The 24,812-nt window shown below is 69.3% G+C and carries 19 protein-coding genes and 3 pseudogenes; 12 read left to right on the top strand and 10 right to left on the bottom strand.

The window, feature by feature from the left end:
* Positions 1 to 9 precede the first annotated feature (9 nt).
* Both CRP55_RS38920 and CRP55_RS38915 read left to right on the top strand, forming a co-directional pair.
* A complete protein-coding gene (locus CRP55_RS38920) occupies positions 10 to 456 on the top strand; it encodes a hypothetical protein (RefSeq protein WP_097327016.1) in 447 nt (148 codons plus the stop codon).
* Positions 453 to 1,589 carry a M48 family metalloprotease gene (locus CRP55_RS38915; RefSeq protein WP_097327015.1) on the top strand — a complete coding sequence of 379 codons (1,137 nt, stop codon included), beginning with the start codon at positions 453 to 455 and terminating at the stop codon, positions 1,587 to 1,589. Before CRP55_RS38920 ends, CRP55_RS38915 begins: the two co-directional genes overlap by 4 nt.
* Here CRP55_RS38915 and CRP55_RS38910 read toward each other — a convergent pair.
* The gene (locus CRP55_RS38910; protein ID WP_218854816.1) at positions 1,573 to 3,549 is read right to left on the bottom strand and encodes an alpha-1,4-glucan--maltose-1-phosphate maltosyltransferase; all 1,977 of its coding nucleotides are present in this window, start codon (positions 3,547 to 3,549) and stop codon (positions 1,573 to 1,575) included. The two genes, CRP55_RS38915 and CRP55_RS38910, sit on opposite strands and share 17 nt — an antisense overlap.
* Before the next feature lie 113 nt (positions 3,550 to 3,662).
* On the opposite strand from CRP55_RS38910, the gene CRP55_RS38905 reads away from it, so the two are divergent.
* Together CRP55_RS38905 and CRP55_RS38900 are read left to right on the top strand one after the other, a co-directional pair.
* Positions 3,663 to 5,240: an FG-GAP repeat protein gene (locus CRP55_RS38905; protein WP_245923662.1), complete on the top strand. Its 1,578-nt coding sequence runs from the start codon at positions 3,663 to 3,665 to the stop codon at positions 5,238 to 5,240.
* 68 nt (positions 5,241 to 5,308) lie between these two features.
* Positions 5,309 to 6,301 carry a phosphatidylinositol-specific phospholipase C gene (locus CRP55_RS38900; protein WP_097327013.1) on the top strand — a complete coding sequence of 331 codons (993 nt, stop codon included), beginning with the start codon at positions 5,309 to 5,311 and terminating at the stop codon, positions 6,299 to 6,301.
* On the opposite strand, the gene CRP55_RS38895 is transcribed toward CRP55_RS38900, so the two are convergent.
* Positions 6,288 to 7,217, bottom strand: coding sequence for an SDR family oxidoreductase (locus CRP55_RS38895; RefSeq protein ID WP_097327012.1), 930 nt, complete (start codon positions 7,215 to 7,217; stop codon positions 6,288 to 6,290). The genes CRP55_RS38900 and CRP55_RS38895 overlap by 14 nt on opposite strands.
* 118 nt (positions 7,218 to 7,335) lie before the next feature.
* Here CRP55_RS38895 and CRP55_RS38890 point away from each other — a divergent pair, with 118 nt between their 5' ends.
* From CRP55_RS38890 to CRP55_RS38880, 3 genes and pseudogenes are all read left to right on the top strand, one after another.
* The gene (locus CRP55_RS38890) at positions 7,336 to 8,175 is read left to right on the top strand and encodes a helix-turn-helix transcriptional regulator (RefSeq protein WP_097327011.1); all 840 of its coding nucleotides are present in this window, start codon (positions 7,336 to 7,338) and stop codon (positions 8,173 to 8,175) included.
* Between the two features lie 21 nt (positions 8,176 to 8,196).
* Positions 8,197 to 9,086, top strand: a pseudogene (locus CRP55_RS38885) (IS5 family transposase).
* Between the two features lie 43 nt (positions 9,087 to 9,129).
* Entirely contained in the window at positions 9,130 to 9,948 is an 819-nt protein-coding gene (locus CRP55_RS38880) for a class I SAM-dependent methyltransferase (RefSeq protein ID WP_143235221.1), read from the top strand.
* Between the two features lie 3 nt (positions 9,949 to 9,951).
* Here CRP55_RS38880 and CRP55_RS38875 read toward each other — a convergent pair whose 3' ends face one another.
* From CRP55_RS38875 to CRP55_RS38860, 4 genes are all read right to left on the bottom strand, one after another.
* Positions 9,952 to 11,106, bottom strand: a complete 1,155-nt coding sequence (locus CRP55_RS38875) for an alpha/beta hydrolase family protein (RefSeq protein WP_097327009.1) — start codon at positions 11,104 to 11,106, stop codon at positions 9,952 to 9,954.
* Positions 11,107 to 11,171: 65 nt separating this feature from the next.
* Positions 11,172 to 12,086, bottom strand: a complete 915-nt coding sequence (locus CRP55_RS38870; protein WP_097327008.1) for a CU044_5270 family protein — start codon at positions 12,084 to 12,086, stop codon at positions 11,172 to 11,174.
* On the bottom strand, positions 12,068 to 12,637 hold the full coding sequence (locus CRP55_RS38865) for an RNA polymerase sigma factor (protein WP_245923642.1): 570 nt from the start codon (positions 12,635 to 12,637) through the stop codon (positions 12,068 to 12,070). The genes CRP55_RS38870 and CRP55_RS38865 overlap by 19 nt, the downstream gene beginning before the upstream one ends.
* A 5-nt stretch (positions 12,638 to 12,642) precedes the next feature.
* Positions 12,643 to 13,614: a helix-turn-helix transcriptional regulator gene (locus tag CRP55_RS38860; RefSeq protein WP_097327007.1), complete on the bottom strand. Its 972-nt coding sequence runs from the start codon at positions 13,612 to 13,614 to the stop codon at positions 12,643 to 12,645.
* A 60-nt stretch (positions 13,615 to 13,674) separates the two neighbouring features.
* Here CRP55_RS38860 and CRP55_RS38855 point away from each other — a divergent pair, with 60 nt between their 5' ends.
* The gene (locus CRP55_RS38855) at positions 13,675 to 14,076 is read left to right on the top strand and encodes a RidA family protein (RefSeq protein WP_097327006.1); all 402 of its coding nucleotides are present in this window, start codon (positions 13,675 to 13,677) and stop codon (positions 14,074 to 14,076) included.
* Here CRP55_RS38855 and CRP55_RS38850 read toward each other — a convergent pair.
* Positions 13,969 to 15,063 (bottom strand): LacI family DNA-binding transcriptional regulator, encoded by a 1,095-nt coding sequence (locus CRP55_RS38850; protein ID WP_097327005.1) that lies wholly within the window; start codon positions 15,061 to 15,063, stop codon positions 13,969 to 13,971. The two genes, CRP55_RS38855 and CRP55_RS38850, sit on opposite strands and share 108 nt — an antisense overlap.
* Positions 15,064 to 15,228: 165 nt before the next feature.
* Here CRP55_RS38850 and CRP55_RS38845 point away from each other — a divergent pair, with 165 nt between their 5' ends.
* From CRP55_RS38845 to CRP55_RS38835, 3 genes are read left to right on the top strand one after another with little or no spacing between them, the layout of a single operon-like run.
* Complete coding sequence (locus CRP55_RS38845) at positions 15,229 to 16,053, top strand: hypothetical protein (protein ID WP_245923641.1); 825 nt, start codon at positions 15,229 to 15,231, stop codon at positions 16,051 to 16,053.
* Between the two features lie 18 nt (positions 16,054 to 16,071).
* On the top strand, positions 16,072 to 17,445 hold the full coding sequence (locus CRP55_RS38840) for a family 43 glycosylhydrolase (RefSeq protein WP_097327003.1): 1,374 nt from the start codon (positions 16,072 to 16,074) through the stop codon (positions 17,443 to 17,445).
* The gene (locus CRP55_RS38835; protein WP_097327002.1) at positions 17,442 to 20,684 is read left to right on the top strand and encodes a discoidin domain-containing protein; all 3,243 of its coding nucleotides are present in this window, start codon (positions 17,442 to 17,444) and stop codon (positions 20,682 to 20,684) included. Before CRP55_RS38840 ends, CRP55_RS38835 begins: the two co-directional genes overlap by 4 nt.
* 625 nt (positions 20,685 to 21,309) lie before the next feature.
* Here CRP55_RS38835 and CRP55_RS38830 read toward each other — a convergent pair.
* Positions 21,310 to 22,023, bottom strand: a pseudogene (locus tag CRP55_RS38830) (IS256 family transposase); the annotation flags it as partial.
* 81 nt (positions 22,024 to 22,104) lie between these two features.
* Between CRP55_RS38830 and CRP55_RS38825 the strand changes: the two are divergent.
* Positions 22,105 to 23,667 (top strand): ISL3 family transposase, encoded by a 1,563-nt coding sequence (locus tag CRP55_RS38825; protein WP_097327001.1) that lies wholly within the window; start codon positions 22,105 to 22,107, stop codon positions 23,665 to 23,667.
* Positions 23,668 to 23,693: 26 nt separating this feature from the next.
* Here the strand turns inward: CRP55_RS38825 and CRP55_RS38820 are convergent.
* Positions 23,694 to 24,269: pseudogene (locus CRP55_RS38820) on the bottom strand (transposase); the annotation flags it as partial.
* A gap of 238 nt (positions 24,270 to 24,507) precedes the next feature.
* Positions 24,508 to 24,812, bottom strand: a 305-nt coding sequence (locus CRP55_RS38815) for an IS30 family transposase (RefSeq protein ID WP_143235219.1), incomplete at its 5' end; no start/stop codon positions are given.

Raw genomic sequence — 24,812 nt, 5'->3', positions numbered from 1 at the left:
GAGGACCCATTGTCGACGCGCTCGATCGTTGTTGTCGAGACTTCGGAGGTGCCGGCCGCCCTGCGCCTCGCGGCCGAGCACGGTGTGCGGGCCGAGGAGGTGCCGCGCCTCGGGGTCGAGCCGGTGACCACGGCCACCATCGTCATCGCCGGGACCGCGGCCGCCGTCGGGCTCGTCTCCCGGCTTCTCGACCAGCGCAAGGGCGGGCAGGTGGTCGACCTGCGGCCCGGCGCGCCCCGCACGATCTACCGCACGCCCGAGGTCGTGTACGGGACCGTCGTGGTCGTCGCCGCCGACGGCACCGCCACGGTGGAGGTCAAGGAGCCGGAGGGCCTGTTCGGCCAGGTGCTGTCCACGCTGGCCGAGATGGTCTCCGGCGGGCCGGACAGCGCCGAGGTGGTGGCCCGGGCCATCGAGAAGAAGTTCGGCGACGACGTCGAGGTGACCACCCGGTGAGCGGCCACGACGACGCCCGCTGGTTCCTGGAGCAGCTGCGGGCGGCCACCGCCGGCAAGCTCGGCCCGGTCGACCCGCTGACCATCGAGTCGGTCAGCGAGCGGCTGCGGCGCGAGAGCATCAGCCCGCAGCAGCGCGACGAGGCGGAGCTGATCGACGCCTTCGCCCGGCAGCGGCAGCGGATGGCCGGCGCGTCGCAGGACGACACGTTCGCCGACATGTTCGCCGAGATGCTCACCGTCATCGAGGGCACCATCGTCGCGCAGAACCCGGGCGTCGATCTCAGCCCGCTGCGGCCCCTGGTCGGCCACCTGCAGACCGGTCAGCTCAACGCCGTCACCATGCGGGTGCCGATGTCGGACACGCACCTGGTGCTCGTCGAGGATCAGATGCCCCTGTTCGCCAGCAAGCTGAGCAAGGCGTTCGCCTGGGCCGTCCCGCGCGAGCAGGGCAGCGACGGCATGCACCACTTCCGGATCAGCGGGCCCGACGTGGCGGCCCGGCTCGACGGCGACCCGTCGATCGCCGAGCGCTTCACCGAGATCGTCCTGCATTACGCGGCGTACGGCGTCCTCAACGACACCAAGCACCACCTGCTGCCGAACGGCTGGTTCAACTTCGCCTCCACCCTGCGCGACGGGCTCGAATATTTCGTGCTCGGCCACGAGTACGCCCATGTGCTCTGCAACCACCTCGGCCAGGCCGAGAGCCGCCGTGGCGTGCTGCCGCTCGAAGAAGCGGAGGCTTTCGCCTGGGACTGGCGGCAGGAGCTGGAGGCCGACGCGCTGGGCACCGTCATGGCGCTCAACGCGATGGGCTCCGAGGGCGTCGACGCGCCGACCGCCTTCATGGGCATCAGCCTGTTCTTCGACGCCATGGACGTCTTCGACCGCGCGGTGTCGCTGCTGCTGTCCGGGAACGAGCAGTCGTACCAGGTGGGCTCGCACCCGCCGGCCGCCGTGCGCAAGCAGCGCCTCGCCGAGCACAACTCCGGCGCCGCCGCCGCGGTCAGCGCCGTGGTCGACGCGCTGTGGCAGCGGGCCCGGCCCCAGATCCTCGCCATGCACCAGCGCGGCGTGCGACCGGCCCCGACGTGGCGCGCCATCCCGAAGGAGGTCAGCGCGGTCCGGTGATGCCCTCCGGGCGGACGTGGATGATGTGGATCGGCTCGGTGTCCGGTCCGAGGCGGACGAAGTTGTGCTCCGACCAGTTCCAGTGCTCGCCGGTGATCAGGTCGTGGGCCACGAACGAGTCGGTCCAGTTCAGGCCCAGCTCGGGCATGCGCAGGTGGATCCACGTGTCGCGGGTGACGTCCGGTTCCAGGTTGGCCACCACCACGATCACGTCGTCGCGGTCGTAGACGCGGCGCGACTTCGAGAAGACCAGCACGTGGTCGTCGTCGGCGTCGTGCCAGCGCAGGTTCCGCAGCCGGTGCAGGGCCGGGTGGGCGCGCCGGATCTCGTTGATCAGTTTCAGGTAGGGGGCGCCGTTCGGTGCGGACCAGTCCCGGTTCTTGTACTCGTACTTCTCGTTGTCGATCTGCTCCTCGGCCCCGGGCCGCGGGACGCGCTCCATCAGCTCGTAGCCGGCGTAGATGCCGTACGAGGGGGAGAGGGTCGCCGCCAGCGCCGCCCGCAGCATCCACGCCTCCGGCCCGCCGCGCTGCATGAACGGCGTGAGGATGTCGTGTGTGGTCGGCCAGAAGTTGGGCCGCATGTAGGCGGCGGCCGGTCCGGCCAGCTCGGTGCAGTACTCCTCGAGCTCCGGCTTGGTGTGCCGCCAGGCGTAGTACGTGTACGACTGCTGAAAGCCCACCTTGGCCAGCGTGTGCATCATCGGCGGCCGGGTGAACGCCTCGGCCAGCCAGATGACGTCCGGGTCGGTGTCGGCGATCAGCCGCTCCCACAGCCACAGCGGCTTGGTGTGCGGATTGTCGACCCGGAAGATGGTGACGCCGTGGTCGAGCCAGACGCGGACCACCCGCAGGATCTCCTCGTACAGGCCCTCGGGGTCGTTGTCGAAGTTCAGCGGATAGATGTCCTGATATTTCTTCGGCGGATTCTCGGCGTACGCGATGGACCCGTCGGCCCGCGTGGTGAACCACTCCGGGTGGGCCGCGACCCACGGATGGTCGGGCGCGCAGTTCAGCGCCAGGTCGAGGGCGACCTCCAGACCCAGCTCCCGCGCCCGGGCCACAAAGGCGTCAAAATCATCGAAAGACCCGAGTTCCGGGTGTACGGCGTCATGCCCACCCTCCTCGGACCCGATCGCATAGGGCGAACCCGGGTCCTCGGGCTCGGCGTGCAGCGAGTTGTTGCGCCCCTTGCGGTTGACCCGGCCGATCGGGTGGACCGGGGTCAGGTAGACCACGTCGAAGCCCATGTCGGCCACGGCGTCGAGGCGCCGGGCGGCGGTGGCGAAGGTGCCGCTCACCCAGCGGCCGGTCTCCTCGTCGAAGTGGGCGCCCTCGGAGCGGGGGAACATCTCGTACCAGGCGCCGTAGAGGGCCCGGTCCCGCTCGACCAGCCAGGGCAGGTCGGCCGACGGGCTGACGAAATCCCGCAACGGCCGGGCCTGCAACTCATGGCGTACGGCCTCGGACACGCCCGCGCTCAACCGCCCGGCCGGCGTCCGCGCGGTGTCCCGCAGGGCCGCGACCGCCTCGGCCAGCGGCGTGCACTGCTCCTTGGTCCGCGGCACCTCGGCGATGGCCCGCTCCAGAACGCGGGCACCCTCCTCGAGCATCAGCTCGACGTCCACCCCCGCCTCGACCTTGATGATGGCGTCGTGGTGCCACGTCCCGTACGGATCGGACCACCCCTCGACCCGGAACGACCACCGCCCGGCCCGGTCGGCGCTGACCGTGGCCGCCCACGCGTCCAGCCCCGCGTTGACCCGCGTCATCGGCACGTCGTGCTCGTGCCCTTGCGGGTCGGTGAGCACGACGGTGGCGTTGACCGCGTCGTGCCCCTCGCGGAACACGGTCGCCGTGACCTCGAATTCCTCACCGGTCACCGATTTCGCCGGCCGCGTGCCGTGCTCGACGACCGGCCCGACCCCGACCACCGGAATACGCCCGATTGAGCTCGTCATACCGACCGACGCTAACGGACCCGGCCACATTCCGCCGGAGTTCATGTTTGCCCACACGGCCATCGGCAACTGTGGATCAGTCACAACTGAACGGGGGAAAGATCTTGATCAGGGTGTACGCGGCCACGGCCGCGCTGTCCACCGCAGTCGCCGCCGTCTTGTCGCCCGGAGTGGCCCACGCCGCTGCGACTTCACAGACCATCACCAAGGACGGCGCCTCCATCACCTTCCAGCGCGTCGCGGCCCCCGCGACGCCCCGGACCGGAACCGGGCCGACCACCTCCGACTTCGACGGCGACGGCCTCGACGACATCGCCGCCACCGCCCGCGGAGGCGTGGTGGTGCGCTATTCGTCCGGCCGGTTCACCGACTATCTGGGCAAGCCCGCCGGCGGCACCTCGGTCACGCTCGGCGCCGCGATCACCAGCGGCGACTTCGACGGCGACGGCTACGACGACCTGGTCGTCGGCAATCCCACGGAAGCCGACGGCACCAACGGCACGGCGGCCGGCGGCCTTTGGATCGTCCCCGGATCGGCCGCCGGCCTGAACGTGGGCGCGATCCGCCATCTGAACCAGAGCAGCGCCGGGGTGCCGGAGACGGCCGAGGCGGGCGACGAGTTCGCGGGCGCGCTGGCGGCCGGCGACATCAACGGCGACGGCCGCGCCGACCTGGCCGTGGGCGTGCCCGGTGAGCGCGTCGGCACGGTCGCCGACGCCGGCGGCCTCATCATGTTCCTGAGCGACGCCAACGGCGTCAGCACGACCGGCGCCCGCTGGCTGGACCAGTCCGACCCGTACGTGCCGGGAAATCCCACCGCGTTCGATCGCTTCGGCAGCGTGCTGGCCATCGGCCACTACAACCACGACGGGTACGGCGACCTCGCCGTCGGCAGCCCCGGCGAAAGCGGCGGCGGCTCGCTCAACCTCATCCTCGGTGTCGCGACCGGCCTCAACGTGATCGGCGTCTTCTCGGTCGGCGGCGGCGACTTCACCAAGGTGGCCCCGCGGGTGCAGCCGGTGCGGCTCGGCTTCGGCGGCCTGGCCATGGCCGACACCGACGGCGACGGCGCCGACGAGCTGTTCGCCGGTACGCCGGAGGCGGTGGTCGGCGGCAAGACCGGCGCCGGCATGGTCGCCGTCCTTCAGGGCAACAACGACGGCTTCTTCGTCACCGCGTCGTCGGTGCTGACCCGCGCCACCGCCGGCGTGCCGGGCGATCCGGCCGCGGGCGACGCCTTCGGGGCCGCGGTGGCCGCCGGCGATCTGACCGGCGACAGCCTCGGCGACCTGCTGGTCGGCGTGCCCGGCCAGGACGTGGTCGACGCGCCGACGGCCCCGCCCGGCACGGTCCGCGACGCGGGCGTGGTCAGCCCCTTCCGCGGCTCGGCGTCCGGCCTGGTCTCGCGCGGCGGCGACATCTCGCAGGGCTACGAGTACGTCGACGGCGTCTCCGAGCCCGGCGACCGCTTCGGCCACGACCTGCAGGTGCTCAACCTGGACGGCCGCAACGGCCTGGACGCCGTCGTCTCGGCGCCGGGCGAGCGCGGCACCACGCAGGGCGACACCGCCGGCACCGTCTATGAGTGCCTCGGCGGCGACCCCAACTTCATGTACGGCACGGCAACCACCTCCGGCGACGACGTGGCACAGCCCGGCTTCAACACCAACATTTACGGGTACGTCCTCTGACAGCCCCGAGTGGGGCCGCTCGCACACAGCGGCCCCACTCGGAGCTCGCCATCGATATCGTTCACTTCATGAGACGCTTCGCGGCCGTCGGCCTCCTCGTCCTCGCCCTTCTCGCCGCGCCGCAACCGGCGTTCGCGGCCGACGCGTCGTATCGCACGCTCGGCGCCGCGAACAATCCCGACTGGATGGCCCCGCTGGCCGACGCCACCAGCCTGGCCGCGCTGTCCGTGCCCGGCACGCACGAGACCATGTCGATCCGCGGCGGCATCCTGACGCAGACGCAGGAGAACTTCGGCGACAGCGGCGGCACCCTGGCCCGGCAGCTGACCGCCGGCATCCGGATGATCGACATTCGGGCCCGGGTCAATACCGGCGACACCTTCACCATCCACCATGGCGCGACCTATCAGAACGCCAACTTCGACGACGTCCTGGCCGCGCTGGCCGCCTTTCTCGCCGCCCACCCGCGCGAGTCCGTCGTCATGCGCCTCAAGCAGGAGTGCACCGGTGAGCTCGGCTCCTGCACCGACGTCTCGGGGCAGCGTGGCTTCGCCGACATCTTCGACGCGTACGTCTCCCGCAATCCGGGTCTGTTCTGGACGCCCTCGGTGAACCGGTCGGCCGCAGCGGCGACACCCACTCTCGGCGAGATCCGCGGCCGCGTCGTGCTGGCCGTGGTGAACGGGCCTCGCGGTGGCCCGGTCGAGCGGTACGGCCTGGCCCAGTTCGCCGGCTGGGACGACGGCTCCTCCACCTACGTGCAGGACGAGTACACCGTGCCCAACGTGGGCGCCATCGCCACCAAACGCGACCAGGTGCGGCGCTTCCTCGACGCCACCCGGGCCGCCGATCCGTCGCTCATGTACGTCAACTTCGCCAGCGGTTCCAGCCTCTTCGCGCAGCCGCAGCAGGTGGCCGGGGGCGCGTTCGGCGTGCAGGGTGTGAACCCGTTCCTGCTGAACTACCTCAATCAAACTTCCGCGGCGCGTACGGGCATGGTGATGCTCGATTTCCCGGGCAGCGGCCTCATCGACAGGATCGTCGCGCTCAACCGCGGGTGAGCTTCTCGGACACCTCCCACACCCGCCGGGCGTCGTCCTCGCTGCGCAACCGCGAGTAGAGGGCCTGCTCGGCGGGCGGGCCCGACAGATGCAGGAAGCCGCTCGGCCCGTACATCAAACCGCCTTGCGCCTTTGGCGATGTGACGGCGTAGAGGGCGGGAAGCGCGGCGCTCTCGGGCGTGCCGACCAGGATCCCGCGGCGGCCCATCGCGCGGACCAGCCGCCCGCCCATCGTCGGCTGCGGCCGTCCCACCTCGGGCCGCGCCTGAAGCAGGTTGGTGAGGGCGACCCCGGGATGAGCGATGTTGCTGGTGATGCCCCAATCGCCGGCCCGGCTCCGGCGGTCCAGCTCGAGACCGAAAAGGCCGAAGGCGATCTTCGATTGACTGTACGCACGCCCGCCGTTATAGGAATTCTCCCAGTTCAGGTCGTTCCAGTTGATGGCGCCCGAGTTCGCGGCCAGGCTGAGCTGCGAGGTCACCCGGGCCCGTCCGGCCCGCAGCAGCGGCAGCAGGTGCTTGACCAGCGCGAAGTGGCCCAGATGGTTGGTGCCGAACTGCAGCTCGAACCCGTCGGCCGTCGTCTGCCGCTCGGGCGGCGTCATCACCCCGGCGTTGCCGATCAGAATGTGGATCGGCCGGCCCTCGGCGGTCAGCTCGGCGCCGAGCGCGGCCACCGACTTCAGCGACGACAGGTCGAGCTCCCGCAGGGACAGCGCGGCCCGCGGGTGCTGCTGCCTGATGCGCTCGATCGCCGCCTCGCCCTTGCGTGAATTCCGTACCGGCAGAAGCACCTCGGCCCCGGCCGCCGCGAGGCGCGCCGCCAAGCCCAGCCCGACACCGTCGCTCGCGCCGGTCACCAGGGCCAGCTTTCCGGTCAGGTCGGGTACGGCGATGTCGGCCTGCTTGCGTGCCATGTCGTGACTCCCTGTCACTCGATGTCGTGGTGATGTCGAGGTTGCCGGGACGCCGCGGGCTTATCCACGGCCTGACGATCCCAGGCTGCGCTCCGCCGGGAGCGGTAGAACTGAAGGCGTGATCGATCGAGCCGGGCTTGCCGAGTTCCTCCGCCGCCGCCGCGAGTCGTTGCAGCCGCAGGACGTGGGCCTGCCCCGCGGGCAGCGGCGCCGCACGGCCGGCCTGCGCCGCGAGGAGGTGGCCGTCCTGTGCCACATCTCCACCGACTACTACAGCCGCCTCGAACGCGAACGCGGCCCGCACCCGTCCGAGCAGATGATCGCCTCGCTCGCCCAGGGCCTGCACCTGTCCCTCGACGAGCGTGACCACCTGTTCCGGCTGGCCGGTCATCAGCCGCCGACCCGCGGCACGGCCAGTGAGCACATCAGCCCCGGCCTGCTCCGCATCCTCGACCGCCTCACCGACACCCCGGCCGAGGTCGTCACCGAGCTCGGCGAGACCCTGCGCCAGACCCCGCTCGGCGTGGCCCTGACCGGCGACGCCGGCCGCTGGACGGGCCCGGCCCGCAGCATCGGCTACCGCTGGTTCACCGACCCGGACGTCCGCACGCTCTACCACCCCGACGACCACGAGCTGCACTCCCGCGTCTTCGCCTCGGGCCTGCGCCGCGTGGTCACGCTGCGCGGCCCCCGCTCGTACGCGGCCCACCTGCAGAGCCTGCTCATGGACAGCAGCGAGGAGTTCCGCGCCGTGTGGAACGACCACGAGATCGGCGTCGGATACAGCCACGTCAAGCGCTTCGTCCACCCCGAGGTGGGCGACCTGGAGCTGACCTGCCAGTCCCTCCTGGACCCGGACCAGTCACACGCCCTGCTCGTCTACACGGCGGCCCCGGGCACCGAAAGCTACGAGAAGCTCGAGCTCCTGTCGGTGATCGGCGCGCAAGCCCTGAGCTAGGGCGTAACTGGCGGATCATGGATGTCGGTCGTTGAAGGGGTATGGCGCGTTTTCGATCTGACGGATCATGAGTGGGCGATCTGGGAGCCGTTGCTGCCTGGATACGGCAAAACGAGGTGGCCGGTGGCGTGATCATCGGCAGGTCATCAACGGGATCATTTGGGTGAAACGCACCGGAGCCCCGTGGGCCGACATGCCGGCCCGGTAGGGGCCTTACCAGACCGCCTACGACCGGTTCCGGAAGTGGGCCGAGGACGGCACCTGGGCCAGGATCCGGCGTGAGGTCATCGCGATGGCCGCGGCCGAGGGTGACATCGATTGGGACGCCCAAGCCGACTCGACGATCGTGCGGGCTCACCAGCACGCTGCCGGTGCCCGTAAAGGTGGCTGGCCAGCAAAGACTCGCAGGCACGTCAAGGTCTGGGTCGCTCCCGCGGGGGACTGACCACGAAGGTGCACGTTATCTGCGACGGCCGGGGCCGTTCGCTCGCCACACGCATCACAGCGGGTCAGGCATCCGACACCCGGCAGTTGCTCGGCCTGCTGGATCAGGTCGCCGTCCACGGCCCGGACGGCGGCCGTCCGCGGAAACGGCCGTTGTCGCTGACCGCCGACAAGGCGTACTCCAGCAAGGCGAACCGGGCCGGGCTGCGCGCCCGCAAGGTTAAAGCGGTGATCCGTTCCGACCAGAAGCCAACCGGGTAAGGAAAGGATCATCCGGCGGACGCCCACCCGCGTTCGACCCGCACGCGTACAAGAAACGCAACCAGGTCGAACGCGGCTTCAACCGACGCAAACACTGGCGAGGCCTGGCAACCCGCTACGACAAGCGAATCGACTCCTACCAGGCCACACTCGACCTCGCCGAAACCCTCGACTGGCTCCGCGCCGTACCCGACCTCACCCCATGATCCGCCAGTTACGCCCTAGCGGGGCTGCGCTACGGTCGGGGCCGTGGCCGCCAATGAGGTGCGCACAGCGTCGGGAGCCGGCATGATGCGGGCGCTGGAGGCCCACGCGCGGCGGCCGCTGTTCGACGATCCGCTGGCCGGGCGCTTCCTGAGCGGGTGGCCGGCGGTGGTCGTGCGTAATCGCGCGCTGCGGCACGTGTTCCTGCGCCTGCTGGAGCGCTCCGGTCCCGGCTTCTACGGCGCGGTCGTGTGCCGGACCCGGGCCATCGACGACGCGTGCCGGGAGGCGCTGGCGACCGGCATCACCCAGGTGGTGATCCTCGGCGCCGGCATGGATACGCGCCCCTACCGGCTGGCCGAGATGGCCACGGCGCAGGTCTGGGAGCTCGACCTGCCGGCCGTGCAGGAGGCGAAGAAGGCCGCGGTCCGGCGCCGGCTGGGCCGGCTTCCTTCGTCCGTACGCTACGTGCCGATCGACCTGGCCGCCCGGCTGCCGGACGGCGCGGCCGAGATCCATCCGCAGCCGGCCCTGCTGCTCTGCGAGGCGGTCACCATGTACCTGCCTCCGGACGCCGTCGAGGCCGTCTTCGCGTACGCCGGCACCCTGCCCGAGGCCAGCCGTTTCGTGGTGACCTACATGCCCCGGTCGGTCGCCGAGGATCCCCGGCACGCCACCTGGGCCCGCCGGCTGCGCTGGCGCGCCGCCTACGACCCGGATGAACTGGCCCGCCACCTGGCCGGCCACGGCCTGCGCGTCGTGGCCGACCTGGGAGCCGAGGACTACCAGAAGCGCTTCCTGCGCCCGGCCGGGCGGTCCCTGGCGGTCTTCCCGGGCGAGCGGGTCGCGGTCGCCGTCAGGTAGAGGTCACGGCAGGTACTCGACCTCAGGGAACGCGCGGCTCGGTCCGTCCAGCAGGGGCCGGTGGCGGCCCCGCAGGTGCTGATCGAAGAAGGCGAGAGGGTAGGCCTGGTCGATGCGCACCGCGCGCGCCGGGTCGAGGGTGCCGATCCAGCCCCGCAGCTCGTCGTCGCTCATGCCGACCACCTCGGCCAGCTGCGGCACCAGCACCTGGAGGTCGTTGTACGACGAGTGGACCGCCCCGGCGGCCTGGACGTTCAGGCGTTCCCCGGCCAGTTGCTCCGTGAAGAAGCGGGCGACGGCCGGCTCGGCGGCCCGGGTGAACTCCGCGGTCATCATCATGAACGGCCGGTCGATGGTGCCGCTCATCAGCGGCAGCATCGGGCCGTCGACCGCCACCCCGGCCCGCACCCGCCGGTCGGCCAGCATGACCCGGGCGGTGGCGGTGCCGCCTTTCGACCACCCGAACATGCCGGCGCGTCGGAGGTCGGGCGCGCCGGCCAGCCCATCGGGCAGCGGCCGCCGGTCGGCGTCCGGGTTGCGGCCGGCGGCGAGGTCTTCGACGCGGTCGAGCACGAACCGGGCGTCGTGCGCGAAGTCCTCGGGAGCCAGCGACTCCTCGGTCGGCACGACGACACGGCCATCGGGCAGCCGGCTGTACGCGTCGCCGAGGTGATCGATCGTCACGACCAGATATCCGTGGCTGGCCAGCTCCTGCACCATCATCGTGTTGCCGCCGCGGTGGTCACCGGCCCCGTGCGAGAACAGGACGACGGGCAGCCGTCCTGCACGCCGCACCGGAGCGCCGACCCGCCCGGCCGCGAGCGGCCCCCGGATGACGTCCGGCGCGTAGCCGGCGTCCGACAGGTAGCGCCGCAGCACGGCGGGGTCCATCCACGGCGCCCGCGGACGGCCTCCGGCGTCGCGTGCCGGGTACCAGACGGCGACCATGAGCTCGCGATGCCCGGCCGCGCCGGTGAACGGGTCCGGCCGTGACTTGTCGAGGAGCCGGAGCGCCACCGTGCCCACTGGGCAGGGCCCGGTCGGCGGCGGCAGTGTGAGCCGGGGCGGTGCCGCCATGGCGGGAACAGTGCCACCGGCGGTCACCACGGCCGTGGCGGACAGCGCCGACACGAGCAGGTTCCGACGACTGATCGACATGACAGCCTCCAATGCGCTTGACGTATACACTGAAGGTATACGCCAAGCGCATAGTTGTCGACCGATCAGGAGCGCTCGCCCACCTCGTCCACGATCCGCGGCTGTGTGACCACCGAGGTGGCCGGGCTGCCGAGCAGGAGATGCGTCTCGGCGTCGAAGATCCACATGACTTCGGGGACCGATCGGCCGGGGCTCACCCACGCCACGCCGGTGCCGACACGGCCGGCCGCGTCCTCGGCCGAGGGGACCAGGCTGATGCCGTCCACCATGCCGACCGCCCGGTAGAGGGCGGCCCGCTGGGCCGGCCGCAGCCAGTAGCCGTCGGCCAGCGACCACAGGTCCTTGGCGACGCCGTTGACGTTCGAGTTGCGCTTGGTCAGCCAGGCGATCAGGGCTTCGGGGTCGGCCGGCAGGTCCGGCAGGAACCACGGATGGACGTCGCACGGCGCCGATACGGCCTTCCCGGCGCTGTCAGTGCTTTTGCCGAGCCCGTCGACGCAGGCCGGCAGCACCTCCTCGCGCCCGTCCGAGGAGCGCCCGACGCTGTCGTGCTCACCGTCGACGGAGTTCCACTGCTCGAACCACGTCCCGTCCGCCCCCGCCGTCTTGACGTAGACGAACTGATCGCCGCGCGGCGTGACGTCCCTGTCCCGGGCGGCCACGGCGGCGGCCGTGCCGAGAAACTCCGCGACCGGCGCCATCGCCACGGGCGGCCTGTCCGGCGCCGGTCCCCGCAGCGCGATCGCCCCGAAGGCCGCAACGGCCGCCGCCGAGGCCACCGCGACGGCCAGCCGGAACGAGTTCCGCGACCGGAGAGCCCGCGGCGCCCGGAATGTCCGCTGAGGTTGCGACGCCGGCTCGGGGTGGGTGAGGTCCGCCGTCAGCTCGGCCAGCAGCCTTTCCCGTGCCGGGGCGAGCCGCTCCGGCGACGGCAGCGCGGTCTGTTCGCCGAGCTGCCGGGTCAGTGTCGTCTCATCCATGGCGGGCCTCCTTCTCGACGAGGTGCAGGGGATTGCGGCCGCCGAGGGCCGCACGCAACTGATTGCGAGCGCACCGTGCCCACCGGGATCTCCAGGGCCGCTGCGACCTGCTCGTACGTCAACTCCTCCTGAACGCTCAGCAGGAACACGTCGCGGTCGCCGTCGGCCAGCCCGGCCAGCGCCGCGGTGAGCAGGTCGCGCAGCGCGGCCGCGGTGACGTCGGTGGCGACCTGGTCGGCGTGGCAGTCGGCGCTGGTCTCCGGCGTCACGGCCCGATGCAGCCGCAGCTCACGGACCTCGTCCCGGCGGTGCTGGGCGATCAGATTGGTGGCGATGCCGTAGAGCCAGGGCCGGGCGTCACTGTGCCCGGGCTTGAACGTGTCCCGGCGCCGGAACGCGGTCAGGAACGTCTCGGCCACCAGGTCGTCGGCCTGCTGGTCACCGAGCCGGCGGGCCAGATAGCGATGTATGAAGGGTGCGTGCCGGTCGAACAGCACGGCGAACTCTTCCGGCCGCTCCCGTGACCGGAGCAGGACTGTTGCGTCATCCACGCCTGTTATCCGTCATCCGCGGCCGGAGGGTTCACGTAGCGGGCGGCGATCGCGGCGGCGCGGTCGTGCAGTGCGGCGCGCAGGGCCGGCGGGGTCAGGGCTTCCGCGTCGGGGCCGAGCTGCCACAGCGCCCACACGGCGTGGCGCAGATCCTGGAAGGTCACCTCCAGCCGCACCCAGCCGTCGTCGCCCGCTTCCTCGGCGCGGACGGCCACCGCGCTGCTCAGCAGCTCCTCCCGGCGGGACAAGCGAACCCGGGCCAGGACGGCGATGTGGTCCCCGGACAGGAACTGGGCGCAGCGCTCCCGCCAGATCCGGTCGAGATCCACCTGGGGTGGCCGCCGTGCGGGTTCGGGGAGCTTCTCGGCCGCCCGCACGCGCGACAGCCGGTAGGTGCGGTCCGCTCCGGCCCGGGTCGCCAGCAGATATCCCCGCTCGCGGACCGTGACCAGGCCGATCGGGTCGACGGCGCGCCACCGCGGTTCCTGCCCGGTGGCCGCGTAGTGGATGCGGAGCCGGTGCCCGGCGAGGACCGCCCGCCGGACCTCCATCATGGTCTCGGCCGGCAGCTCTTCGATGGACGTCCGGCGGGACAGCAGGTCGGTCTCCGGCTCGACCAGGAAGCGCCGGGCGGCGTCGCTCGCCTTGGCCCGGTGGTCGTCCGGCAGCGCGTCGACCACCTTGCGCATCGCCGACGTCAGCGCCGGCCCGAGCCCGAACACCGGTTCCCCGGTCAGCAGGGCCAGGGCCTCGTCGTGGCTGACTCCGGTGAGCTCGGTCCGAAAGCCGGGCAGCAGGGCGAACCCGCCGTGCCGCCCGCGCTCCGCGTAGACCGGCACCCCCGCCGCCGACAGCGCCTCGATGTCGCGCAGAACCGTTCGGGTCGACACCTCCAGCTCGCGGGCCAGCGCCTCCGCGGTCAGGCGGCCGTGACGGCGCAGCAACAGCACCAGCGAGACCAGCCGATCGGCGCGCATCCGCCGACCCTACCGAAATACACGACAGAGGATGTCGTGATTTGTTGCCAGGGTGGCCGCATGACATTCACGCGAACCGCGATCAACCCCGTGACCTGGTCGGTGGGCATGGGCTTCCACCAAGGCGAGCTCGTCGAGGGGCACACCCGCACTCTGTACTGCTCGGGCCAGACCGCCATGGACGCCGACGGCAAGCCGCAGCACGACGGCGACATCGCGGCCCAGCTGGCGCTGAGCCTGGACAACTTGGAGGCCGTGCTCGGCGGGGCCGGCATGTCGCTGGCCGACGTCGTCCGGCTCAACGTCTACACGACCGACGTCGATCTGCTGTTCCGGCACTACGGCGTGCTCGCCTCACGGCTGGCCGCGGCCGGTGTCGCGCCCGCCACCACCATGCTCGGCGTGACCCGGCTGGCCGTCCCCGGCCAGATGGTCGAGCTCGAGGCCACCGCGGTCGCGTAGACCCGCGGTCGAGGCGCGCACGACCAGGCGGCACGGCGAGCGGACGACGCCCTGGGAGGGGCGGCCGTCCAGGGCCGCGAACAGATGGCGTACGGCCGCCTCACCCAGCTCTTGAAGTCTCAGATCCACTGTGGTGAGCGGGGGACGGCAGTCGGCGGCGAACTCGGTCCAGTTGTCGAAACCGACCAGGGCCACGTCGTCCGGAATGCGGCGCCCCCGCTCGCTCAGAGCCTGGGCCACGCCGGCCGCGATCTGGTCGTTGCCGCAGAACACCGCGTCCGTGCCCGGATGCGAGGCCAGCAGCCGGTGGGCCGCGCGCCGGCCCCAGCGCTGGGACCACTCGCCGTAGAGGGGCTCGCCGCCGGTCAGTGGGAGGTCGTTCTCGTCGAGGACCTCGCGCAGGCCGGCGGCGCGTTTGCGGGCGGCCCGGTAGTGGCGCGGGCCGGTGATGTGGGCGAGCCGGCGGCGGCCCAGCGCGATCAGATGCTCGGCGGCCAGCCGGGCGCCCCCGCCGTCGTCGGCGATGACCGAGACGTCGTCCGGGTGCCCGGATTCGCCGTACGCGTAGACGACCGGCACCGGCAGGTCGCGCGGCAGCGACGGGCGCACGTCGTTGTCGTCGCCGACCACGATGAGCCCGTCGACCTGGCGGGCCAGCAGCGTTGCCACGTAGTGCCGCCGCCGGGCGTCGTCACCCCGGGCGTCGCACAGCAGCACCGACATGCGGTCACCGGCCAGGGCGTTCTCGGCGCCGAGCAGGATCGGGATGGAGAAGCGGCCGCCGAGCTCGTCGGTGAGCAGGCCGATGGCGCGGGTGCGGCCGGGCGCGCGGAACGACAGCTCGCTCGCCGCGGCCAGGACCCGTTGCCGTGTCGCCTCGGCCACCTGGGCCCGGGCATTGAGCGCCTTTGAGGCGGTGGCTATCGAGCAACCGGCCCGGCGGGCCACGTCGGCCAGGGTCACCGCTTCGGATCTTCGCCGCCCCATGCGCTGCCTTTCGGTCGCCGTCAGCCGTGATTGCGGCGACGCTACCAGCAGGATCGCGCCTTTTGGAGTAACACAGTGGACATCTTGCCGAAAACGTTTTCGTAAGGGAGTCTCTCTTCATCGTGGGACAGCGGCATAGACATGTCTGGATCTATGGGAGGTTCCGTGAGACTCGCACGACTACTGATCGCCGCCCTTCTGGCGGTCATCATGGTTCCGGCCGGGGCGGCCATCGCGGCGCCCGCGACGTGGAGCCCGCCGGCCAACCTGGTCACCCCGCTCAACCAGGTCTGGCAGCACCAGGAGCAGACCTACAACAACGGCAACCTGTACGGGTTCCGCAACTACGGCTGGGACCAGGTCATGGCCAACCGCGGTTACATCAATTACTGCGTACGGTGGGACTCGTCCGCGACGGTGACCGCCGCCCAGCGCGACCAGGTCCACGCCGCCCTCGCCCGTCAGCACAAGAAGTGGATGGACGAGCTCGTCGGGCACAACGCCTGGCCGTACGCGGAGGTGCCGGTCCGGGTCGTCGGCTGGGCCGTGCGCAACCGCTCGCAGCTGCAATGGTCCGACTCGTCGGTCGACATCTACGTCAACGACATCCGGGAGAACGCGCCCCAGTGCTCGGTGCCGTGCGGCCGCTTCTTCAACCAGAGCGGCAACTATCCGAACTGCCCCGGCGGCTACGCCCGCCACTACGACCAGTCGCTGTGGCTGACCGACGGCTTCGGCGGCGGCGCCGGCGGTGACTGGGGCCAGCGCGTCGGCCGCGAGTACTTCATGGGCAACCTCAACGCGGCCAACATCCACATCCTGCTGCACGAGATCGGCCACACGTGGGGCTTGGACGACTTCTACGACTGGACCCCGACCGGCGTCGGCGGCTTCCTCATGAAGGCCGGCAGCGCCGCGCAGATCACCGAGTTCGACGCCTGGATGTTCCGGGACTGGTGGCGGCATCTCAAGAGCCGCTACGGCTATTAGGCACTCACGGAGGCGCACATGTCAGTCAGAAGGTGGGCGGCCGCGGCCTGCGGGGTGATCACGGCGATCGCCGCCGTGGCCACCCCGGTCCGGGCCGCCAATCCGGTCATCACCAGCATCTACACCGCCGATCCGGCCCCGCTCGTGGTCGGCAGCACGCTGTACGTCTACGCCGGCCGCGACGAGGCACCCGCCGGGACGAACAACTTCGTGATGCGCGAATGGCATGTGCTCACCTCGACCGACGCGCAGAACTTCACCGACCAGGGCGCGAAGGCGAACATCGGGACGTTCCCGTGGGCCGGCGCCGACGCCTGGGCGGGCGAGGTCGAGCCGCGCAACGGCAAGTACTACTGGTACACGTCGGTGAACGGGAACGGCGCGGGCTGGATGAACATCGGCGTCGCGGTCGGCGACAGCCCGCTCGGCCCGTTCACCGACGCCAAGGGCGGCCCGCTGATCAGCGACAGCACGGCCAACTCGTCGGGGCTCAACATCGACCCGACGGTCTTCGTGGACGACGACGGCCAGGCCTACATGTACTGGGGCGGCTATTGGGCGCCGCGCGCGGTCAAACTGGCCGCCAACATGATCGACACGGTCGGCTCGGTCGTCACGCCGCAGGGGCTCACCAATTACTGGGAGGCCCCGTGGATGTTCAAACGCAACGGGCTTTATTACATGATGTACGCCGCCAACGACACCAACGGCTGCGTCACGAACTCGAACTACGCGTGCCAGCGGTACGCGACCGCGACGAATCCCCTGGGACCGTGGACACACCGTGGAATCGTGCTCGGGCAGGTCTCCTCGACCACCAACCACGCGGGAATCGCCGAGCTGAACGGCCAGTCGTACCTCGTCTACCACACCGCCGACGCGCCCGGCGGCGGCAATTTCCGCCGCTCGGTGGCGATCGACAAGCTGTATTTCAACGCCGACGGCACCATTCAGCGGGTCATCCCCACGCGGGGCGCTTCGCCCACGGTCACTACGTCTTATGTCTCGCCCTGGGAGAATCTGAGCGCCGTCAACAACGGAGGCACTCCCGCCAACTCGGCCGACCGCTCCAACCTGGCCTACGGGAACTGGCCGCAGCAGGGCACGCAGTGGGTGGAGTACGCATGGCCGACCGCCCAGTCGCTGAACCGAAGCTCCGTCTATTGGTTCGACGACGACCAGGGCATCGACCTGCCCGCCTCGTGCCAGCCCCAGTATTGGAACGGCAGCGCCTACGTCGCAGTACCCGGCGCATCAGCGTGTGGCGTCGCCGGCAACACCGAGAACCAGATGTCGTTCAGCACCATCAGCACGACCCGGCTCCGCCTGAACTTCACCTCCCGCACGGGTTACTCGACCGGCATTCTCGAGTGGAAGGCGTCCCTGCAATGAAGCGCCGCCTGATCGCGTACAGCATGGGCCTGATTCTGGTTTCGACGTGTCTCTCCGCCCCGGCCCAGGCCGCGCAGACCATCGGTTATCCCACCTTCAGCGGCGCCTCGTCGATCCCCGCCCCGCCCGTCGGCTATTCGACCGGCGACACCATGCGGGCCATTTACGACGCCGAGGCGTCCGGCACCGATTTCTGGATGGACCGGCTTCTGGCCCGCACCGGCAACGACCCGGCCGGCACCTGGCTGATGACCCGGGGCCGGGCGGCGTTCATGTATACCCACAATCCGTCGGTCATCGGCTTCGGCGGCAACGCCGCCTATTGGGACAACATCAGCAGCCAGAACGCGTACGCCATCACCGCCTCACCGGGCACCTTCACCGAACAGCCCGCGCAACGCCGGCAGACCCCCAGTCATTGGCGCAGCGTGCACACCGGAAGTGGCTCGATCCGGCTCGACGTCACCAAATTCATCACCGCCAACAACGTGCTGGTGACCAACGTGGCCGTGGTCAACACCGGCACCGCCTCGGCCACTGTTTCGTTGAACGCGACCTCGCCCTACGCGACAACGGTCAGCGGCACCGAGCTGACCGGCACCCGGGCCGTGAAGAACAACCTCACCACGCTTTATCCCCGCTTCTCGGGCGACGGTTTCACCGCCGCCGGCGGCACGCTGACCAGGTCGGTCACCGTCGCGGCCGGCCAGACCGTCACGGTCAAGGTGCAACTCGGGTTCGTGGCCAACGAGATTCCCCAGTCCCGTACGGAATACGACGCCTACCGGGCGCGGACGGCCGCCGACGCCTTCGCGGTCCACGTGCGCGAATACAACAAATGGTGGGCCGACAACGTCCCGTACATCGACGTGCCCGACGCCGCCATCAAGAAGAACATCTACTACCGCTGGTGGCTGATGCGCTTCAACCACCTCGACGCCGACATCCCCGGGCAGGACTTCCAGTTCCCGCAGTCCATCGAGGGCGTCACCGGATACAACAACGCGATCGCGCTGACCCAGCCGATGCACATCGACGACCTGAAGTACCTGCGCGGCGCCGAATACTCGTACGGGCCCTATCTGGCCGTCGGGCAGTACTCGGCCAACGGCCGCTTCGTCGACAATCCCGGCGACCCGGAGAACTGGTCGAACTCGTACACCCAGTACATCGCCGAGGCCGCGTGGCGCGCCTATCAGATCCACGGCGGCCAGCCGGCCATGCTGCGCAACTTCGCCCGCTACGCCGAGGGTGACGCCAAGGGCCAGCTCGCCACCTACGACACCAACAACAACGGCGTCATCGAATACGACTGGGGCGCGATGACCGGCAACGACGCCGACGCCGTGTCCTTCCACTGGCGGGCCGGAAACCTCGACCGGGCCGAGACCGCCTATGTGTGGACCGCCGCGAACGCCGCCCGTCAGGCGTACTCGATGCTCGGTGATTCCGCGAAGACGACCGAGATGCAGACGCTGGCCGACCGCATCCAGAACGGTGTCGTCACGACTTTGTGGAACCCGTCGCGGCAACTGCTCGAGCACAAGCACGTCGCGACCAACACCCACGTGCCCTGGAAGGAAATCAACAACTATTACCCGTACGCCGTCGGCCTGATGCCCAACACCGCGCAGTACCGCGAAGCGCTGCGGCTGTTCGCCGACCCGGCCGAATACCCGGTCTTCCCGTTCTACACGGCGAACCAGAAGGACAAGGCGGCCTCGGCCACCGGCAGCAACAACTTCTCGACCATCAACTCGACCGTGCAGTTCCGGCTCTACTCGTCGGTGCTGCGCAACTATCCGAACTCGTGGATGACGGCCGAGGACTACAAGAAACTGCTCTACTGGAACGCCTGGGCGCAGTACATCAACGGCAACACGGCCTATCCCGACGCCAACGAGTTCTGGGCCGACTGGAACGGCAGCGCCATCACCTATCGCTCCTGGATCCACCACAACATCCTCGGCAGCAGCAACTGGACCATCATCGAGGACGTGGCCGGCCTGCGCCCGCGCAACGACAACCAGATCGAGCTGTCCCCGATCAACATCGGCTGGTCGCATTTCGCGGTCAACAACCTGCGCTACCGCAACGCCGACCTGTCGATCGTCTGGGACGACCCGGCCGACGGCGTCACCCGCTACGCCGGCGTGCCGCAGGGCTACTCCATCTATCTGAACGGGACGCGGGTCGTCACCCTCGACCGGCTCACCCCGTTCGTCTACAACCCGGCGACCGGCGCCGTGAACGTCGCGGCCACCTACAGCGCGGCCTTCCCGTCGTTGCAGGCGCCGCCGAACGTGGTGCAGAGCAGTGCCCGCGTGGTCGACATCTTCGCCAAGGCCGGCGTCGACCTCACCTCCGACACGGCCAACCTGGCCGCCGGTTCCACCGCCACGGCGTCGTACACGACCTCCGGCACCACGACGGCGGGCGCGATCGACGGCCTACCGACCAACGCACCGCTGTGGGGTTCGTACGGCAGCACCAACGCCACCGACTGGTACGAGGTGAACTTCGGCTCGGCCAAGACGGTCGACGAGGCTCGCTTGTACTTCCGCCACGACCGCGCCACCAACCGCTACCGCCCGCCGGCGGCCTACACGGTCCAGTACTGGAACGGCACGGCCTGGGTCGCCGCGGCCTCCCAGGTGAAGTCGCCCGGCACCCCACAAGCCAACTACAACAAAGTCAACTTCACCCCGGTGAGTACGTCTCGTCTCCGCGTCCAATTCACCCAGCCCACCGGCACCGCGAAGACCGGACTGACCGAGCTGAAGCTGTACCAGCGAGGCGTGGTGGTGCCACCCACGGGCAACCTGGCCACGGCGGCCACGCCCACCGCCTCGTACACCTCATCGTGGGAAAGCGTCGCCGCCATCAACGACGGCATAGACCCGCCATCCTCGAACGACACGGTGAACCCGCGCTGGGGCACCTGGCCCAACCAGGGCGAGCAGTGGGCCGAGCTCACGTGGCCGGCCGCGCAGACCTTGCGCTCGGCCCAGGTCTACTTCTTCGACGACGGCCAGGGCATAGACCTGCCGGCTTCCTGGAAGCTCCAGTACTGGACCGGCACGGCCTACGCCGACGTCCCCTCGGCCAGCGGCTACCCGACCGCCGCCAACCAGTACAACCAGGTGACCTTCGGCCAGATCAGCACGACACGGTTGAGGGTCGCCCTGACCAGCGGCACCGCCTCGGTCGGCCTCCTGGAGGTGAAGGCCTTCAGCTGACGCCCGCCGGAGAACTGCTCGACACCGCTGACGCCGCGCACCACCCCGCGCGCGGCGTCAGCGGTCGCGGCGCCCGCGCCGCTAAGGCAAAGGCACATGATGCGGCACGACCTTCGTGGCGGTGCACCCGTCCGCCTTCCCCAACCCGCAGCCACCCGAAGGTTGCTGTGGTGGGCACGGAGCAACAGCCCACCTCGGCTGGCGCTGCGCCGGCGCCTGCTCAGCTCGGGCATCTCCGGCATCGCCTGCGGCATCATCGTCACGCCGCTCCCAGCACCGGCTTCGGCGCCCTGCCCGGGCCGTTCATTGGCATCGCCGTCATCCTTGCCCTGCGCGGCCACCATGGCCCTGATCAAACTCGCGGGCGCATCCTTGGCCTCGGTCCAGCTGCTGCTTCGGGGCAACGCGTCTCCGGCTCCATGGATCGCAGTCGCCGACGACCGCCCTGACCGTACTTGACCTGGGCCGCGGCCGTCCCCGGGCGGATTCAGACGGTCGCAACACACCAGGTGAGTGACTGCCCAAGCTTATCGACACGGTCACAGCGCCTTCGCCAATAGAGCAGTCCTGACCCGCTATATCGCTGGCCGGGTCCGTTCCAAGATCGGTGTTTCCGGCTGTTCGGTTAGTAGGTTTCGGCGGCCGGCCAGCGGTCACCGAAGGTGATGGCGAAGGCGTTGATCACGGCCTTCCACCGCATCGTCCATCGGGCGCGGCCGGCCCCGGTCGGGTCCAGGCTGCGAGTCACAAGGTACAGGCATTTCAGAGCGGCCTGCTCGCTCGGGAAATGCCCACGGGCCCGAACGGCCCGCCGGTAACGGGCGTTCAACGATTCGATCGCGTTCGTCGAACAGATCACCCGGCGGATCTCGACGTAGTAATCGAGGAACGGAATGAACTCGGTCCACGCGTTACGCCACAGGCGGATCATCGCCCGGTATTTACTGCCCCATTTCTCATCAAGCTCGTCCAACGCAGCCAAAGCCGCGTCGGCGTTGACCGCCGTATAGATCGGTTTGATATCGCGTTTGATCGCGTCGCCGTCGGCCCGTGAGGTGAGCCGGAACGTGTTCCGGATCAAATGAATGATGCAGGTTTGCACGATCGCTTCCGGCCACAGCGCCTCGACCGTGTCCGGGAGTCCTTTCAGGCCGTCGCAGACGACGAAGAACACATCGCGCACGCCGCGGTTCTTCAGATCGACCAGGACGCTCATCCAGAACTTGGCGCCCTCACCGCCGGAGCCCGCCCACAACCCCAGCACGTCCTTATGGCCGTCCACGGTGACCCCGATGGCCGCGTAGATAGGCCGGTTGGCGACCTGACCCTCCCGAACCTTGGCTCTGTCGCTGATCTTGTGATGTGGACGGTTCCGTCACCCGAACCACAGCTTCGTTGATCATGTCCGCTGTGTTCGCTTGTGGAGCAGTTGTTGCCGCATCTGTCGGGTCTGTCGATCGAGGCTGTTGAGCAGCTTGACGGCGTGGTGGTGCTCTCAGCTCGGGTCCGGGCAGCGACCGCGCGGTGCGGAAAGTGCCGGCAGCCGTCGAGTCGGGTTCATGGGCAGTATCAACGGCGGCTGCGAGACGTCGCCGTGGCTGGGATGGCGGTGCTGCTGCGGGTGCAGATCCGGCGGTTCCGTTGTGACAACACCGCTTGCCCGGCAAAGACCTTCGCCGAACAGGTCGAGGGACTGACCATGCCGCATGCGCGGCTGACGGCCGGTTTGAAAGCCATGCTGACGCAGATCGGTCTCGCGCTGGCCGGCCGGGCCGGTTCCCGGCTGGCGTCGCTCATCGGCTCGGCGGCGGGCCGTGACACGTTGTTGCGGCTGGTTAAGGCGTTGCAGGATCCGCCGAAGACGCCGATTACTGTGATCGGCGTCGACGATTTCGCGTTCCGCAGGGGACGTCATTACGGCACTGTGCTGATCGATATGGACAGCCACCGGCCAGTGGACATATTCGATGGCCGCGACGGGGATAGCCTCGCTGAATGGTTGCGGCAACATCCCGAAGTCGAGGTGATCTGCCGGGACCGAGCCGGCGGCTATGGCGAAGGCGCCAGGCTGGGCGCGCCGAACGCGCTGCAGGTCGCCGACCGGTTCCACCTTTGGCAGAACCTGGGCCAAGCCGTCGAGAAGACCGTGACCGCATATCGGGCCCGGCTCGTCGCCCCCGCCGCGCCACCCGCAGACGACACCATGCCCGCCCAGGTCCGGCCGATGAGGGAACTTAAGATCGTCACTCGGCTTCGCGAGCACCACGCCATCGTCCATGAACTGGCGTCTCAAGGGTGGAACAAGTCGGCGATCGGCCGCAAACTCGGCCTGCATCACGCCACGGTCCGCAAATATCTGAACGCCACCACTGCCGCCGAGTTAACCGCCGTGTCCGAGCAACGCGCACACGTGGTCGACGACTATGTCGCCTATCTGCACCAGCGCTGGAACGAAGGAGAACGCAACGCCACTCAACTGTTCCGCGAGATCAAACAACAGGGCTATCCCGGCGGGGAACTCGCCGTCCAGCGTTACCTGCAGCGCTTCCGCCGCGGTCGCGGTCACGCCCCGGACCCAGGCCCGAAACCACCATCGGTGCGTCAGGTGACCTCATGGATTATGACTCACCCGGACCACCTCGACCCCCGCGACGCCGCCAAACTGCGTGATGTCCGCAGCCGCCAACGTGACCTGAACCGGCTGGTCAAACACGTGCGCGCTTTCGCGATCATGATGACCGGCCGCCACGGCGACCGCCTCGAGGAATGGATCACCGTCGTCGAACACGACACCCTCACCGCCTTGGCCGGATTCGCTCGCGGCCTGCGCCGCGACCTCGACGCCGTCCGCAACGGGCTGACCCTGCCGCACAGTTCCGGCCCGGTCGAAGGCAACATCAACCGCCTCAAGATGATCAAACGGCAGATGTTCGGCCGCGCCGGCCTCGACCTACTCCGCAAACGCGTCCTACTCGCGCACTGATCGGCTTCACACAACCGGCGACAGAGCCGAACCTTGACCATGATGGCGTCGATGAACACCGCCACATAAACCGCGTCGAGGGGCCTCGTTGACCATTCGGTCATCTCCGCGACGACCTTGTCGGTGATCCGGGAGATCGTTTCCTTCGACACCGACGCCCCGTAGATCTCCGCGAAATGCGCGGAGATCTTCCCGGTCGTCATTCCTTTCGCATGCAACGACAGGACGATCTCGTCGACCTCGGTCAGCCGGCGTTGCCGTTTCTTCACGATCTGCGGTTCGAATGTCGCGTCCCTATCACGCGGCACAGCGATGCGCACCTCGCCCGCCGCGTCAGAGATCACCGTCTTACCCCGGCTGCCGTTACGCACATTCGTCGACTCACGGCCCGGATCGGCCTGGTTCTTCTCATGACCGAGATGCTCGGTCATCTCCTCGTTCAACGCCGTCTCGAGAACATTCTTGGTGAACAGCTTCAACAAGCCGTTCGGGCCGGTTAGTTCCAGTCCGCGGGCCTTGGCCTCGGCCACCATCGCCGCCGCGGCGGCCTGCTCAGGCGACAGCTGCCGCCCGTCACCCTCGGTCTTCTTCCGTCGACTCATAACGTTCGATGTCATCACTCACGGTGCCCATCTCGCCCGACCTCAGCCCGGCGTGTCGGGCCGGAAACACCGCTCCTGGCACGGTCCCCGCTGGCCGAGAAATGTATTGCGTAGCCGTCTTCCTGGGCTATTCGAGTGGCATGATCGTTTTGTTGTCTTCGATCTCCGAGTTGCGGGATAATGGTTTATGACGCAACTGGGGTTGGCGGATTCTAGGAGTGGTTGCAACACTCTTGGTTTATTTACTGGTCAGGAGTGTAGCGAGGCGTTCAGCCGGGGTGTCCCAGCCAAGGGTTTTGCGGGGTCTGCCGTTGAGTTCGACAGCCACCGCGGCGAGGTGCTGCGGGCTGTGTGAGCTGAGGTCAGTGCCTTTAGGAAAGTATTGGCGTAGTAAGCCGTTGGTGTTCTCGTTCGAGCCGCGTTGCCAGGGCGAGTGAGGATCGCAGAAATAGACTGGCATGCCGGAAGCGGTGCTGAATTGGTGGTGTAACGCCATTTCCCGGCCCTGGTCCCAGGTCAGAGACCGTTTCAAGTGGGTCGGCA

The sequence above is a fragment of the Paractinoplanes atraurantiacus genome, assembly GCF_900215205.1.
GTDB lineage: Bacteria > Actinomycetota > Actinomycetes > Mycobacteriales > Micromonosporaceae > Actinoplanes > Actinoplanes atraurantiacus.
The sequence above is the reverse complement of the archived record's forward strand: the minus strand, read 5'-3'. Positions and strand labels throughout refer to the sequence as shown.

What these genes read in the sequence shown, in the direction of transcription:
- CRP55_RS38860 (WP_097327007.1), bottom strand. Translation starts at nt 13,614, where the DNA reads ATGCGCGCCGATCGGCTGGTCTCGCTGGTGCTGTTGCTGCGCCGTCAC.
- CRP55_RS38910 (WP_218854816.1), bottom strand. Translation starts at nt 3,549, where the DNA reads ATGACGAGCTCAATCGGGCGTATTCCGGTGGTCGGGGTCGGGCCGGTC.
- CRP55_RS38850 (WP_097327005.1), bottom strand. Translation starts at nt 15,063, where the DNA reads ATGGGGCGGCGAAGATCCGAAGCGGTGACCCTGGCCGACGTGGCCCGC.
- CRP55_RS38840 (WP_097327003.1), top strand. Translation starts at nt 16,072, where the DNA reads ATGTCAGTCAGAAGGTGGGCGGCCGCGGCCTGCGGGGTGATCACGGCG.
- CRP55_RS38900 (WP_097327013.1), top strand. Translation starts at nt 5,309, where the DNA reads ATGAGACGCTTCGCGGCCGTCGGCCTCCTCGTCCTCGCCCTTCTCGCC.
- CRP55_RS38835 (WP_097327002.1), top strand. Translation starts at nt 17,442, where the DNA reads ATGAAGCGCCGCCTGATCGCGTACAGCATGGGCCTGATTCTGGTTTCG.
- CRP55_RS38855 (WP_097327006.1), top strand. Translation starts at nt 13,675, where the DNA reads ATGACATTCACGCGAACCGCGATCAACCCCGTGACCTGGTCGGTGGGC.
- CRP55_RS38870 (WP_097327008.1), bottom strand. Translation starts at nt 12,086, where the DNA reads ATGGATGAGACGACACTGACCCGGCAGCTCGGCGAACAGACCGCGCTG.
- CRP55_RS38875 (WP_097327009.1), bottom strand. Translation starts at nt 11,106, where the DNA reads ATGTCGATCAGTCGTCGGAACCTGCTCGTGTCGGCGCTGTCCGCCACG.
- CRP55_RS38895 (WP_097327012.1), bottom strand. Translation starts at nt 7,217, where the DNA reads ATGGCACGCAAGCAGGCCGACATCGCCGTACCCGACCTGACCGGAAAG.